Source organism: Saccharomonospora cyanea NA-134 (assembly GCF_000244975.1).
Taxonomy (GTDB): Bacteria; Actinomycetota; Actinomycetes; order Mycobacteriales; family Pseudonocardiaceae; genus Saccharomonospora; species Saccharomonospora cyanea.
On the sequence record NZ_CM001440.1, the window covers coordinates 1,911,712 to 1,925,801 of the forward strand.

General features: G+C 70.4%; 11 protein-coding genes. 9 read left to right on the forward strand and 2 right to left on the reverse strand.

Translation table 11 applies throughout. The features are described from left to right. The 4 genes from secF to SACCYDRAFT_RS09170 all read left to right on the forward strand — a co-directional run bounded on the left by secF (position 1) and on the right by SACCYDRAFT_RS09170 (position 5,039). Positions 1 to 1,245: a protein translocase subunit SecF gene (secF, locus tag SACCYDRAFT_RS09155; RefSeq protein WP_005455605.1), complete on the forward strand. Its 1,245-nt coding sequence runs from the start codon at positions 1 to 3 to the stop codon at positions 1,243 to 1,245. Continuing rightward, the gene (locus tag SACCYDRAFT_RS09160; protein ID WP_005455606.1) at positions 1,242 to 1,769 is read left to right on the forward strand and encodes an adenine phosphoribosyltransferase; all 528 of its coding nucleotides are present in this window, start codon (positions 1,242 to 1,244) and stop codon (positions 1,767 to 1,769) included. The genes secF and SACCYDRAFT_RS09160 overlap by 4 nt, the downstream gene beginning before the upstream one ends. 110 nt (positions 1,770 to 1,879) lie before the next feature. Continuing rightward, positions 1,880 to 4,225: a RelA/SpoT family protein gene (locus SACCYDRAFT_RS09165; RefSeq protein WP_005455607.1), complete on the forward strand. Its 2,346-nt coding sequence runs from the start codon at positions 1,880 to 1,882 to the stop codon at positions 4,223 to 4,225. Positions 4,226 to 4,265: 40 nt separating this feature from the next. After that, complete coding sequence (locus tag SACCYDRAFT_RS09170) at positions 4,266 to 5,039, forward strand: enoyl-CoA hydratase/isomerase family protein (protein ID WP_005455608.1); 774 nt, start codon at positions 4,266 to 4,268, stop codon at positions 5,037 to 5,039. A gap of 100 nt (positions 5,040 to 5,139) precedes the next feature. Here SACCYDRAFT_RS09170 and SACCYDRAFT_RS09175 read toward each other — a convergent pair whose 3' ends face one another. Beyond that, the gene (locus SACCYDRAFT_RS09175) at positions 5,140 to 6,003 is read right to left on the reverse strand and encodes a peptidylprolyl isomerase (RefSeq protein WP_005455609.1); all 864 of its coding nucleotides are present in this window, start codon (positions 6,001 to 6,003) and stop codon (positions 5,140 to 5,142) included. A 125-nt stretch (positions 6,004 to 6,128) separates the two neighbouring features. Here SACCYDRAFT_RS09175 and SACCYDRAFT_RS09180 point away from each other — a divergent pair, with 125 nt between their 5' ends. Further along, positions 6,129 to 6,779 (forward strand): MBL fold metallo-hydrolase, encoded by a 651-nt coding sequence (locus tag SACCYDRAFT_RS09180; protein ID WP_005455610.1) that lies wholly within the window; start codon positions 6,129 to 6,131, stop codon positions 6,777 to 6,779. Positions 6,780 to 6,824: 45 nt separating this feature from the next. Beyond that, positions 6,825 to 7,496 (forward strand): hypothetical protein, encoded by a 672-nt coding sequence (locus SACCYDRAFT_RS09185; RefSeq protein WP_005455613.1) that lies wholly within the window; start codon positions 6,825 to 6,827, stop codon positions 7,494 to 7,496. On the opposite strand, the gene SACCYDRAFT_RS09190 is transcribed toward SACCYDRAFT_RS09185, so the two are convergent. Next, the gene (locus tag SACCYDRAFT_RS09190; RefSeq protein ID WP_005455614.1) at positions 7,465 to 8,718 is read right to left on the reverse strand and encodes a YibE/F family protein; all 1,254 of its coding nucleotides are present in this window, start codon (positions 8,716 to 8,718) and stop codon (positions 7,465 to 7,467) included. The genes SACCYDRAFT_RS09185 and SACCYDRAFT_RS09190 overlap by 32 nt on opposite strands. 723 nt (positions 8,719 to 9,441) lie before the next feature. On the opposite strand from SACCYDRAFT_RS09190, the gene SACCYDRAFT_RS09195 reads away from it, so the two are divergent. From SACCYDRAFT_RS09195 to aspS, 3 genes are all read left to right on the forward strand, one after another. Continuing rightward, positions 9,442 to 11,193 carry a thiamine pyrophosphate-requiring protein gene (locus tag SACCYDRAFT_RS09195; protein ID WP_005455616.1) on the forward strand — a complete coding sequence of 584 codons (1,752 nt, stop codon included), beginning with the start codon at positions 9,442 to 9,444 and terminating at the stop codon, positions 11,191 to 11,193. 60 nt (positions 11,194 to 11,253) lie between these two features. Continuing rightward, positions 11,254 to 12,027, forward strand: a complete 774-nt coding sequence (locus tag SACCYDRAFT_RS09200) for an IclR family transcriptional regulator (RefSeq protein WP_005455617.1) — start codon at positions 11,254 to 11,256, stop codon at positions 12,025 to 12,027. A gap of 195 nt (positions 12,028 to 12,222) precedes the next feature. After that, a complete protein-coding gene (gene aspS / locus SACCYDRAFT_RS09205) occupies positions 12,223 to 13,995 on the forward strand; it encodes an aspartate--tRNA ligase (RefSeq protein WP_005455618.1) in 1,773 nt (590 codons plus the stop codon). Positions 13,996 to 14,090 lie beyond the last annotated feature (95 nt).

Consider the following 14,090-nt stretch of genomic DNA (forward strand, 5'->3'; position numbering starts at 1 on the left):
GTGGCGAAGTCAGACCCGACCACCACGAACGCAACAACCGACGCACCCGCGAAGGAATCGGTCTTCCAGCGCCTCTACACCGGTACCGGCGCGTTCGACATCGTCGGCCACCGCAAGCGGTGGTTCGTCTTCTTCGGTGCGCTCATCCTCGCCTGCATCGCCACGATGGGCATCAGGGGCTTCAACCTCGGCATCGAGTTCGAGGGCGGGACGCAGATCCAACTCCCCGCGGCGGGCGCCGAGGGTCCGATCACCACCGACGAGGCGAGCGACGCCTTCGCCGACGCCATGGGCACGAACCCCGCCGAGGCCCAGCAGGTCGGCACCGGCGAGTCCGCCACCATCCAGTTGCGGTCGGAGACCCTGGAGCCGAACGAGGTCCAGCAGGTCAAGCAAGCCCTGTTCGAGCAGTTGCAACCGGTCGACGCCTCGGGACAGCCGAGCCAGCAGGTGATCAGCGACAGCCGGGTCAGCGCCACCTGGGGTGGCGAGATCTCCCGGCAGGCCCTGATCGCGCTCGCGGTCTTCCTGGTGCTGGTGGCGGTCTTCCTCATCCTCTACTTCGAAACGTGGATGGCGGTCTCCGCCCTGATCGCGTTGCTGCACGACGTCGTGGTCACCGCGGGCGTCTACGCGTTGGTGGGCTTCGAGGTGACCCCCGCGACGGCCATCGGATTGCTCACGATCCTGGGCTACTCGCTGTACGACACCGTGGTGGTGTTCGACAAGGTCAAGGAGAACACCCGCGGCATCCTCAACCTGACCCGCCGCACCTACGCCGAGGCCGCGAACCTGGCGCTCAACCAGACGTTGATGCGCTCCATCAACACCTCGGTCATCGCGCTGCTGCCGGTCCTCGGCCTGCTGGTCATCGGTTACCTGCTGCTCGGGTCCGGAACCCTCCAGGACCTGGCGCTGGTGCTGCTCACCGGTATGCTCGCCGGAACGCTCTCGTCGGTCTGCCTCGCGACGCCGCTGCTGGTGGCGTTCAAGATGCGCGAACCGAAGTACCGGAAGCAGGCGGAGAAGGTGCGGGCCCGCAGGGAGAACCAGGCTCGCAAGCTCGGTGCGGAGAACGGTTCGGCACTCGCCGACGACGACTTCAACCCCGCTGACGACGAACAGCTCGCGGCCGAACTACGCCGCGAGAAGGCCTACGCCGCCGCGGCGAGTGTGCCGGCTCGGCACCCGAAGTCGACTCAGCAGCGGAGCGCCGCGCGCCCGACAGGGAAGCGGAAGCGGTGAGCGGGAGCGAACTCGAGCGGGCGCTGGACCTCATCACCGAGATCCCCGACTTCCCGGAACCCGGTGTCCTGTTCCGCGATCTCAGCCCGCTCTTCGGCGACCCCACCGCGTTCGCCCACGTGATCGAAGCACTGGGAGAGATGATCGGCGACGGGGTGGACCGCCTCGCCGCCGTGGAGGCCCGGGGCTTCGTGCTGGCCGCAGCCCTCGGCTACGCCCGAGGGCTCGGGGTGGCGCTGGTCCGCAAGCCGGGCAAGCTCCCCAGCGTCGCCGGCCGCGTCGACTACGAGCTGGAGTACGGCACGGCGAGTCTTGAGCTGCCGGTGGGCTCGGTGGACGGCGGTGAGCGCGTCGCGATCGTGGACGACGTGCTGGCCACGGGCGGCACCGTGGCGGCGACGGCCGAGCTGCTCCGCAGCGCGGGTGCCGAGGTCACCGGGGTCGCCGTGGTGTTGGAGCTGGCCGAACTCCGAGGTCGGTCGCGGCTCGGGTCGCTGCCCGTGCACGCGCTGCGCACGGTCTGACCCCGCGTCCGGTGCGGACGTCTCGGGTCCGGCACCGCCCGAGGGCATAGCGAATGCTTCCGGCGCGTTACGCTTGACGTCATCAGTCGCGTGACGAGCTGGAGGTGCGGGTGAGCCAGGAGCTGGATTCCGTGGTCGCTGCCCGTTCGGACGCCGGCACGCCCACGCGCGCCGGGCAGGACAGCGCCCCCGGAGCCACCGTGCGTGCGCCGTCGGCCACTCGCCGCGTGCGGGCCCGGTTGGCCCGGCGGATCACCGCGCAGCGACCCGCGTCGGTGAAGCAGGTTCTGGAGCCACTGGCCGTCATTCACCGGGAGCTCCATCCGAGTGCCGACCTGGCGCTGTTGCAACGCGCCTACGACGTCGCGGAGGAACTGCACCGCGACCAGCGCCGCAAGTCCGGCGACCCCTACATCACGCATCCGCTCGCGGTGGCCACGATCCTGGCCGAGCTGGGGATGGACACCACCACGCTGGTGGCCGCGTTGCTGCACGACACGGTCGAGGACACCGGTTACTCGGTGGAGCAGCTCACCGACGAGTTCGGGGAGAAGGTCGCGCAGCTCGTCGACGGTGTCACGAAGCTCGACAAGGTGAAGCTCGGCACGGCGGCGGAGGCCGAGACCATCCGCAAGATGGTCATCGCGATGGCCCGTGACCCGAGGGTGCTGGTCATCAAGCTCGCCGACCGCCTGCACAACATGCGTACCATGCGTTTCCTGCCTCCGGAGAAACAGGCGCGCAAGGCGAAGGAGACGCTCGAGGTCCTGGCGCCGCTGGCTCACCGGCTGGGTATGGCCACCGTCAAGTGGGAGCTGGAGGACCTCGCCTTCGCGATCCTGCAGCCGAAGAAGTACGACGAGATCGTGCGGCTGGTGGCCGACCGTGCGCCGTCCCGGGACACCTACCTGCGGTGGGTCATCGGTGAGCTGACCCGGCAGCTCGAGGAGTCCCGCATCAGCGCCAAGGTCGAGGGGCGGCCCAAGCACTACTACTCGATCCACCAGAAGATGATCGTGCGCGGTCGCGACCTCGACGACATCCACGATCTGGTGGGTGTGCGCATCCTGGTGGACGAGGTCCGCGACTGCTACGCCGCCATGGGCGTGGTGCACGCGCTGTGGCAACCGATGCCGGGGCGGTTCAAGGACTACGTCGCGCAACCGCGTTACGGCGTGTACCAGTCGTTGCACACGACCGTGATCGGGCCGGACGGCAAGCCACTCGAGGTGCAGATCCGTACCCACGAGATGCACCGCACCGCCGAGTACGGTATCGCCGCCCACTGGCGGTACAAGGAGACCAAGGGCACCCACCGCGGCAACGCCGTGGACGTCGACGAGATGGCGTGGATGCGTCAGCTTCTCGACTGGCAGCGGGAGGCGGCCGATCCCGGCGAGTTCCTCGAGTCGCTGCGATACGACCTCGCCACCCGCGAGATCTTCGTCTTCACGCCCAAGGGCGACGTGATCACGTTGCCGGTGGGGGCGACGCCGGTGGACTTCGCCTACGCCGTGCACACCGAGGTCGGACACCGCTGTATCGGCGCGAGGGTGAACGGCAGGCTCGTCGCCCTGGAACGCCAGCTCGACAACGGTGAGGTCGTCGAGATCTTCACCTCGAAGGCCGAAGGCTCCGGGCCGAGCCACGACTGGATGTCGTTCGTGGCGTCGCCGAAGGCCAAGGCGAAGATCCGCCAGTGGTTCGCCAAGGAACGGCGCGACGAGGCCATCGAGGCGGGCAAGGAGGCCATCGCCAAGGAGGTCCGCAAGGTCGGCCTGCCGCTGCAGCGACTGGTGTCCGCCAACACGATGGGTGCGGTCGCCAAGGAGTTGCGGCACTCCGACATCAGCTCGCTCTACGCGGCCGTGGGGGAGCACCAGGTCGGTGCCAAGCACGTCGTGCAGCGCCTGGTGGCGCTCATCGGCGGGGTCGAGGAGGCCGAAGAGGAGCTCGCCGAACGCGCCACGCCGTCCACGGTCACGCGCAGGCGCGGCACCGGCGACGTCGGCGTGATGGTCAAGGGCCAGACCGACATCTGGACCAAACTCGCGCGCTGCTGCACTCCCGTGCCCGGTGACGACATCCTGGGTTTCGTCACCCGCGGCGGTGGGGTGAGCGTGCACCGCACGGACTGCACCAACGCCGACGAACTCCGTAAGCAGCCGGAGCGGCTGCTGGATGTCGAGTGGGCCCCCACCGAGTCGTCGGTGTTCCTCGTGGCGATCCAGGTGGAGGCGCTCGACCGGCACCGGCTGCTGTCCGACATCACCAAGGTGCTCGCCGACGAGCGGGTCAACATCCTGTCGGCGTCGGTCACGACCTCGCGGGACCGCGTGGCGGTCAGCCGGTTCACGTTCGAGATGGGTGACCCCAAACATCTCGGCCACGTCCTCAAGGTGGTCCGCAACGTGGAGGGCGTCTACGACGTCTACCGCGTGACCTCGGCCTCGTGACGATCCGGGCTGCGCTCCCGACGCCGTACTGTGCCTGATCATGAGCGACGGGATCGAGTTCCACACCCACACCGAGATCGCCAGGTTGACGTTCGCGCGGCCGGAGAAGATGAACGCCATCAGCCACGGCATGTGGTCGGCGATTCCCGAGGTGGTCGCCCAGGTCGAGGCCGACCCGGCTGTGAAGGTACTCGTGCTGACGGGGGCGGGCGGTCATTTCTCGGCGGGCGCCGACATCGGTGAGTTCCGCACGCTGCGGTCCACCGCGGAGGGAGCGGCGACCTACGACCGGGCGGTGACGGCGGCGGTGCGGGCGCTCACGACCATGCGTAAGCCGAGCATCGCGATGATCCACGGCAACTGCATCGGCGGTGGGTGCCAGCTCGCGGTGGCGTGCGACTTCCGGTTCGCGGCGGCGAACGCACGCTTCGGTATCACGCCGGCCAAGCTCGGCATCGTCTACGACTTCACGTCGACGCGGCAACTCGTCACGCTCGTCGGTCCGGCCCACGCGCGGTATCTGCTGCTGTCTGCGCAGCTCGTGGACGCGGGTCGGGCCGCGGAGATGGGTCTGGTCAACGAGGTGGTCGAGGAGACCGGGTTGGAGAAGACCACGACGGAGTTCGCGCGCACGCTGTGTTCGCGCTCGCAGACGTCGGTGCGGGGTATGAACGAGATCATCGAACGCATACTCGAAGGCCAGCGGACCTCCGATGCGGAGGTGGAGCGCATCCGCAGCGAGGCCGTCCACAGCGCCGACTACGCCGAGGGCGTCGCCGCCTTCCTGGAGCGCCGCCCGCCCCGCTTCGGCTGAGTCGTGTCCGCAGCCTGTGCACGCGTGTCCGCACCCGGTGTACGCGTGTTCGCGCCGCAGGCTGCGGACACGCGTACGGGAAGTGCGGACACGCGTGCTGCTACGCCTCGACGGTCACGTCGGTGAACGTCACCTCGGTGTTGGGCTTGCCGCCACCCGGGCTCGGGTCGAAGCTGCCGTCGTGGCCCGCGCGTGCGATCTCGTCGATCACCTTGAGACCCTCGTCGTCGATGGTGCCGAACACCGTGTAGCTCGGCGGCAGCGGAGCCTCGCCGTAGACCATGAAGAACTGGCTGCCGTTGGTGTCCGGGCCGCTGTTGGCCATCGCCAGGATGCCCCGGCCGTAGGTGAGGGAGTCGAACGTCTCGTCCGCGAACGTGTAGCCGGGTCCGCCGGTGCCCTGACCGGTCGGGTCGCCGCACTGGAGCATCTGCAGGCCCTGCGTGCCGATCCGGTGGCAGCCGGTGTCGGTGTAGTAGCCCTCCCGCGCCAGGTGCACGAAGCTGTTGACCGTGCACGGGGCGAGCGACCTGTCGAGGTTCAGCCCGATGTCACCGACGTTGCTGTGCAGCGTGACCTTCACGGTGCCCTCGGACGGCACGTCCTTCCCGTCCGGTGCCGGGACCTCCTTGGCCGGCTCGCCCGACTCGGGGTACTCGCACGACGTCGGGTTCGGTAGCGGTTCGGCGCGAGATGCCGGTTCGACGCGCTCGGTGGGGATCTGGATCTCTTCCGAACTCGGAGCGGCCGACGACGAGCTGCCGGCGGCCGGGTCGGTGCCCTCCGCCACGCTGTCGCCGCCACGTGTGGCCAGGACCACGACGAGTCCGGCGACAGCGACCACGGCGCCTACCGTGACGCCGACCCCGACGATTCTGCGTCGCTTCGCCCGCTCGGCACGACGGGCGAGCTGCCGTTCGAGCTTACGTTTCGCGGCCTCGCGGCGCTGCTGGTTGGTCGCCACCTGCCCTCCTCGGAGTCGTCTCGACACACCCGCTGCGATGGGCGGCAGTCTATGGGCACTGTCTGTGAGGACCCTGTGTAGGGGCGGCTAGGGTGAGACCGGTCCCAGATCCGGAGGTGTTCGTCGTGCTCGTCGTCGGGTTCGCGGCAGGCGCGTTCCAGGCGAACTGCTACCTGGTCGCGGCCGGGGCCGGCCGGGAGTGCGTGGTCGTCGATCCCGGTGAGGGGGCCGAGGGCGGCGTCGAGAAGGCGGTGCGCGAGCACGACCTGACGCCGGTCGCCGTGCTCGCCACCCACGGGCACTACGACCACGTCGCCTCCGCGGCAGCCGTGGCCGACGCGTACGGCGTCGCCGTCCACATCCGGCCGGAGGACCGGCACCTGCTGACCGATCCGCTCGCCGGGCTCGGCCCTCGACTGGCCTCCGCGGTCGGCCGGGTGACGTTGCCCGAACCCACGGCGGTCGAGCCGCTGTCCGAGGGACCGCTCGACCTCGCCGGGCTGCGGGTCGAGGTGTTCCACACACCCGGGCACACGCCGGGCTCGGTGGTCTTCGGACTACGGGCCGAGGAGGGCGGCAGGCTGGCGCTGACCGGAGACACGCTGTTCGCGGGTTCGGTGGGACGCACCGACCTGCCGGGCGGCGATCCGGCCGCACTGTCGGCCTCCCTTCGGACCACGGTGCTCTCGTTCTCCGACGACACGGTGGTCCTGCCCGGCCACGGGGGTAGCACCACGATCGGCCGGGAGCGGGCGGGCAACCCGTTTCTCACCTGACAGCAGCGAAGACCAGTGAGCCATCGAGGGCATCGAGGACACGGAATGAGTGAGCAGGAGCCCACCGCGGGCACATCGCCGAGGGAACCCGAGCGGGTTCCCCTCTCCGGCGACGACCGGAAAGCACGCCGAAAGAGGGCCGTGTCCGGGCTGATCGCCGTGGCGCTGCTCGCCGCAGCGTTCGGCGGGGTGGCCGGGCTCGTCGGCGGCCAGATCGCCGGGCTGGTGGTGGCGGCGGTCGTCGCGGTGCCGTTGCTGCTGTTGGTGCTGTCCGGGGCGCGGCGCCGGATGTGGTTGGAAGGCACCACGGTCACCGTGCGCACGTGGGGTTCGCGCCGGGTCGACCTCGTGACCGCCTCGCGTATCGACCTGCTGCTCACCGACGTGCGTGGCACGAGGACGGTGAGCCTGCTGGTGAACGGCGCGCAGCGGTCCGGAGCCGTCAAGATCGACCTCGCCGTGTACGCGGGCACCGGGGGACGGGAGCTCGGCATCCTGCCGCTGCGCAGGCTCGCCGACGCGGTGGTGAACAACATGGACGCGGGCGGCGTCGTGTTCTCACAACTCCTCGTGGCACAGTTGCGGGCCGAAGCGCGCGGCGACGCCGCGGCCGACCGGCCCCTCTACCGTCTTGCCTCGGCCGCGCCCTCGGGCAAGCTCGCACAGCGGTTCAGCATGGAGGCCGTCAGCCGGTTCGTGGCGACGCTGGACGGTTGAGCCGGCTGTCGGCGTTCCCGGCGTTCCCGGTCGCCTTCTCCGTCCCCGCAGTCTCCACCGCCTTCTCCGCCTTCTCCGGCTCCGGGGGATCGTCGCGCACGGCGACGACGGCGGCCAGCAACGTGGTCAGGGGCACGGCCGCGACGATGCCGATGCTGCCCGCGAGGGTGCGCACGATCTCCTGCGCGACGTCCTGCGACTGCAGGATCGGCGACAGGCCCACGTCCGCCAGCGAGGAGAGCAGCAGCAGGGGCAGGGCCGCGCCCGCGTAGGCGAGCACGAGCGTGTTCACGGCCGAGCCGACGTGAGCGCGTCCGATGCGCAGCCCGGCCGCGTACAGTTCGCGCCACGTGAGCGCCGGGTTGGCCCGCCGCAGCTCCCACACCGCGCTCGCCTGGGCGACGGTCACGTCGTCGAGGACGCCGAGCGCGCCGATCACGATGCCGGCGAGCAGCAGGCCGCGTGCGTCGATGCCCTCACCGAGCGCGCCGATGAGCGTGCTCGTGTCGGTGTCGAGCCCCGTCAGATCGGCCGCCGCCGAGAACACGGCCGACAACACACCGATCAGGCCGAGGCTCACCATCGTGCCCAGCACGGCGACCGACGTGCGGGCGGAGAACCCGTGGGTGACGTACAGCGCGATGAACATGATCAATCCGGCCGCGGCGATCGCCACCAGGAGTGGGCTGCGCCCCGCGAGGATGGCGGGGAGCACGAAGACGACGATGACGGCGAAGCTGATGCCGAGCGCCGCGAGGGAAGCGAGCCCCTGCCAGCGTCCGAGCAGCAGGACCGCACCCGCGAACAGCACGCCGAGCAGCGACAGTGGCACACCCCGCTGGAAGTCGCGCAGTTGGTACGACGACGGGTCCGCCGCCTCGGCGCCGCTGTAGGCCAGCACCACCTCGTCGCCCACGGCGAACCGGGGGCTGCTGGGCTCCAGGGGGAGGATCTTGGTGATCGTCGAGCCCGCCGCGGGGCCGTCTTCCAGCGACACCTCCACGGACAGGCACCGCCGGTCGTCCGGTGAGGGTTCTCCGACCCGCACCTGGCCCGGTGCGAGGCAGGGACCGGCCGTCGCGGCCGTCACCACCCCGTCGACGGGGGTGCCCACCGAGTTCGCGGACTGCTCGGGCCCACCGTCCCACGGGTACAGCAGGCCCACGGCGATCAGGGTCGCCGCCGCGACCGGAGCCAACAGGGCCAGCAGCAGACGCCGCACCCGCTGGGACGCCGGCGCGGCCGGGACATGACCGTGCCCGTGACCATGACCGTGCGCGGGTACGGCGTCGTCCCGCTCGGTGCGGGAGGCGGCCGACCGTTCGTCGTCCGAAGGCGTACGCCCGGAAGCGGACCGTGGAGCAGCGTCCTTCCGGGCGGTCTCCTTTCGGCTGGCCTCCTTCCGGACGGCGGACCGTGTCGGCTGTGTGCGACGGCGAGGCGGTGTGGGACGGGCTCCTCCGGTCGCCGCGTCGTCACCGCCGTCCCGGCCTCGCCTCGGCGGGGTGGCCGTCCGGGCACCCTCATCGGCCCGGTGTCGCTGTCGGGCCGGTCGCGCGGGCGTCGCCCGGTCCGGCCTCACCCGCGGCAGTCGCTCGGTCGGGTCGTCGGAGTAGTCGGAAGGCACCCGGTCATCTTGCCCGTCGGGCCTCGCCGCCTTACCGCAGGTGGGACGCCCGTGCGAGACGCGTGAGAATTCGAGGGAACCGGCGGCTGGTTCCCCACGTCACAGTGTGCGAGAACGCGTAGTGGCGGCGTGCCGATCGCCGAGGTCGTTCCGCACGCCCGGCTGGGGGTCGGACGTGGGGAGCCCGGGCGCGCCGCCCCGTTCTCCCTTCCGTCTCCCTGTCATGGGTGTTCCGGCCGTCGAAACGGTGCCGTTGCGTTGCCGGCCGGTCACGGACGAGGCTCCATAACGACCGACACGGGAAGGGACAGACCGACTGTGGGCTCCGACGCTACCTCTCCCCAGACAGCCGACACCGGCTACACCACCAGCAGGGCGTTCCTCGAGGCGCTCGCCGAGGGAGGCGTCCGATACGTCTTCGGCAATCTCGGCAGCGACCACCCCGGAATTCTGGAGGCCTACGCGCAGGCGCGCGTCGAAGGCCGCGAGCACACGTTGCCCGAACTGGTGATCTGCCCCCACGAGAGCGTGGCGATGGCGGCGGCGCTCGGGTACGCGCAGGTCACCGGTGTCGCCCAGGCGGTGCTCGTGCACGTCGAGTGCGGCACCCAGAACATCGGCGGGATGCTGCACAACGCCGCCAAGGGCCGGGTCGGAGTCCTGCTGTACGCCGGGGCGTCGCCCTACACGCAGGAGGGCGAGCTGTTCGGCAGCCGCAACGAGTTCATCCAGTGGATCCAGGACGTCCACGACCAGCGCGGCATCGTGCGGGGCTACACCAAGTACGACAACGAGATCCGCACCGGCGCCAACGTCAAGCAGCTCGTGCACCGGGCGCTGCAGATCGCGAGCAGCTCCCCGCAGGGGCCGGTGTACCTCGTCGGACCGCGAGAGGTGATGGAGGCCGAGGCGCCGACACGGCAGGCCGACGTGGCCCACTTCTCGCCCGTGGCGCCCGCCGCGCTGGCTCCGGACGTGGTGGACCGTGTGGCGGAGGCTCTCGCCGGAGCGCGGCAGCCGGTGGTCGTGACCTCCTACCTCGGCCGCGACCACGAGGCGGTGCCTGCGCTCGTGGAGCTGTGTGAGGCCGCGGGCGCCGGGGTGCTGGAGTCGGTGCCCGCCCACGTCAACTTCCCCGCCGACCACCCGCTGCACTGGGGCTTCCAGTGGAACGACCAGAACCACAACCCGTTGCTGGAAGAAGCCGACGTGGTGCTGGTGCTGGGCAGCGACGTGCCGTGGATCCCGACGAAGAACCGGCCGAACGCGCGGGCCCGGGTGTTCGTCGTCGACGAGGACCCGCTGAAGGACCAGATGCCGCTGTGGCACGTGCCCGCGGAGTTGTTCGCCCGGGCCGACCTCGGCACCGCGGTGCGGCAGTTGAGCAGGCGGGTCGCCGAGTTGGCCGACGCGGAGGTCGTCGCGCGCCGTCGCGAACGCGCCGCCGCCGAGCACGACCGGTTGTACGCGGCGAGGGCGGGGCGGGAGGCTCCCGACGGCGAGACGATCACGCCGGAGTACCTCGTCGCGTGCGTGCGGGAAGCCATCGACGACGACACGCTCGTGCTGACCGAGGCGATCACGAACTACCCGACGGTGAGCTGGCACCTGCGCCGCAACGCCCCGGGATCGCTGCTCGGATCTGGCGGCGGCTCGCTCGGTTGGGCGATCGGCGCCGCCATCGGTGCGAAGCTCGCCGCGCCGGAGCGCACGGTCGTGTCGCTGGTGGGCGACGGATCGTACCTCTTCGGTGTGCCGTCGTCGGTGTTCTGGATGGCTCGCCGTTACGACGCGCCGTCGTTGACGGTCGTGTTCGACAACAACGGCTGGAACGCGCCCAAGGCGTCCGCGCTGGGGGTGCACCCGGACGGGACGGCGGCCCGGCGGAACGACTTCGGTGTCCACTTCACCCCGCAGGCCGACCTGCCCGGCATCGCCGAAGCGGCGGGTGGGGCATGGGGCAGGACCGTCAAGGCGGCGGACGAGCTGAAGGACGGCCTGGCCGAGGCGCTGGCCGTGGTGCGGTCGGGACGTTCGGCGGTACTCGCCGTGCAGGTGGCCGGAATGTGATGACGGATCGTTGCCGGAACCTCCCTTGCCTCGCCGATCAGCCTCGTACTATGACCCACCGTGGATGGGGAGACGAAGCAGCTCGCGACGACGCGGTCCCGGTCGGTGCTCGTCCGTGGGCTGTCCCTGCTGGACGCGTTCAGCTCGGGTGAGCCGGAGCTGACGCTCGCCGAGATCGCCAGGCGGACCGGGTTGCCCAAGCCGACGGCCCACCGGCTGCTCGGTGACCTCATGGAGTGGGGAGCGGTCGAGAAGTCGGGATCCGGCAGCTACCGGTTGGCCACGAAGCTGTTCTGGCTCGGTCAACTCGTGCCCGTGCACCGTGTGCTGCGGGAGGCGGCCCTGCCGCACCTGGAACGCCTGCACGAGGTCAGCAGGGAGAACGTGAACCTCGCCGTTCCGGACAGCTTCTACACGCTGTTCGTCGAGCGGGTGGCCGGCCGGGACTCCGTGCCGCTCGCCACCCGTGTCGGCGCGCGGATGCCGTCGCACTGCGCGGCGACGGGCAAGGTGTTCCTCGCCTGGGGTGGCCGGGAGCGGTTCCGGCAGCTCGTGAGTGTGGGACTGACCCGGTTCACGCCGAGGACCATCGTGCTACCCGGACTGCTCCACCGCGACCTCGCGCGCACGAAGGAGCGGGGCGTTGCCGTCACCTACGAGGAGGCGGAGGCCGGGGTCGCCGCCGTCGCCGCGCCGGTGCACGGCCGCGACGGCCGGGTCGTCGCGGCGCTGTCGGTGACGGGCCGGGCACAGACGCTCGACCTCGACCGCTTCGGGCATGCCGTGCGGGCCGCGGCCAGCGCGATGTCCTCCTCGTTGCCGTCCGGGGTGTAGCGACCGGTTCACCCGTCAGGTGTATGGAGTGGGCTCGTGCGGGAAGCCTGGTGGCGACGGCACCGGTTGCGTTGGCTAACCTGTGCTGTCGGCTGCTGATTTACCCGGACTCGGGAGTCGCGGTCCGTCGAGAACCAGTCGAGAACCAGTCGAGAACCACTGTCGCCCGAACATCACCCGAGAGGATCCCGCGAAGTGCTTCGCACTCACGACGCCGGCACGCTGCGTGCCGAGCACGTTGGCCAGACAGTCACCCTGACCGGTTGGGTGGCCCGGCGGCGCGATCACGGCGGGGTGATCTTCATCGATCTCCGGGACGCGAGTGGCGTGGCCCAGGTGGTCTTCCGCGAGGGCGAGATGGCCGAGCGCGCCCACGCGCTGCGCTCCGAGTACTGCCTGAAGGTCACCGGCGAGGTGTCGCGGCGGCCCGAGGGCAACGAGAACCCGGACATCCCCACCGGCGACATCGAGGTGCTCGTCACCGAGCTGGAGGTGCTGTCGGAGTCGGCTGTGCTGCCGTTCCCGATCGACGAGCGGCTCGACGTCGGCGAGGAGACGCGCCTGCGCTACCGCTACCTCGACCTGCGGCGCAACGGTCCGGCTCGGATCATGCGCCTGCGTAGCGAGGTCAACCGCGTCGCCCGCGAGGTGCTGCACCAGCACGGCTTCCTCGAGATCGAGACGCCGACCATGACGCGCTCGACGCCCGAGGGGGCGCGGGACTTCCTGGTTCCCGCGCGGCTGAAGCCGGGCTCCTGGTACGCGCTTCCGCAGTCGCCGCAGCTGTTCAAGCAGTTGCTCATGGTGGGCGGGCTGGAGCGCTACTACCAGATCGCGCGCTGCTACCGTGACGAGGACTTCCGTGCCGACCGGCAGCCCGAGTTCACCCAGCTCGACATCGAGATGAGTTTCGTCGAGCAGGACGACGTCATCGCGCTCGCCGAGAACGTCCTGTCGGCGCTGTGGAAGCTCGCCGGTGCCGAGGTGACCACGCCGTTCCGGCGCATGAGCTACGCCGAGGCGATGAGCAAGTACGGCACCGACAAGCCGGACCTGCGCTTCGGGCTCGAACTCGTCGAGCTCACCGACTTCTTCGCCGACACGCCGTTCCGCGTCTTCCAGGCCCCCTACGTCGGCGCCGTGGTCATGCCGGGCGGGGCCGACCAGCCGCGCCGCACGCTCGACGCGTGGCAGGAGTGGGCCAAGCAGCGCGGTCACAGGGGCCTGGCCTACGTGCTCGTGGGCGAGGACGGCACGCTCGGCGGTCCGGTCGCCAAGAACCTGTCCGAGACCGAGCGCGAGAACCTCGTGGAGGCCGCGGGTGCGAAGCCCGGCGACTGCATCTTCTTCGCCGCGGGCAAGCCGAAGGACGCGCGGCAGCTGTTGGGCATGGCCCGGGTGGAGATCGCCCACCGGCTCGACATGATCGACGAGAACGCCTGGTCGTTCGTGTGGGTGGTGGACTTCCCGATGTTCGAGGCGGCCGAGGACAGCGACGACGTCAGCGTCGGCGGCGGCAAGTGGACGGCGCTGCACCACGCGTTCACCTCGCCCACCCCCGAGTGGATCGACAAGTTCGAGTCCGACCCGGCGGGCGCGCTGGCCTACGCCTACGACATCGTCTGCAACGGCAACGAGATCGGTGGCGGTTCCATCCGTATCCACCGCGCCGACGTGCAGAAGCGCGTGTTCGAGATCATGGGGCTTTCCGAGGAGGAGGCCCAGGAGAAGTTCGGCTTCCTGCTCGACGCCTTCCAGTACGGGCCCCCGCCGCACGGCGGCATCGCGTTCGGCTGGGACCGCATCGTGATGCTGCTCGCCGGCGCCGAGTCGCTGCGCGAGGTGATCGCCTTCCCGAAGACCGGCGGCGGTTACGACCCGCTCACCGGCGCTCCGGCGCCCATCACCGCGCAGCAACGCAAGGAGGCGGGTGTCGACGCCAAGCCGGTGACGACACAGCAGCGCTGAGGCCCCGCCGTACACGACACCGTGAGTGGAGCCGCGCCCTGCGCATCAGCCGATTGCCTGTGGTGGCGCCCACACGTCGACTAGTAGGGTCGAAT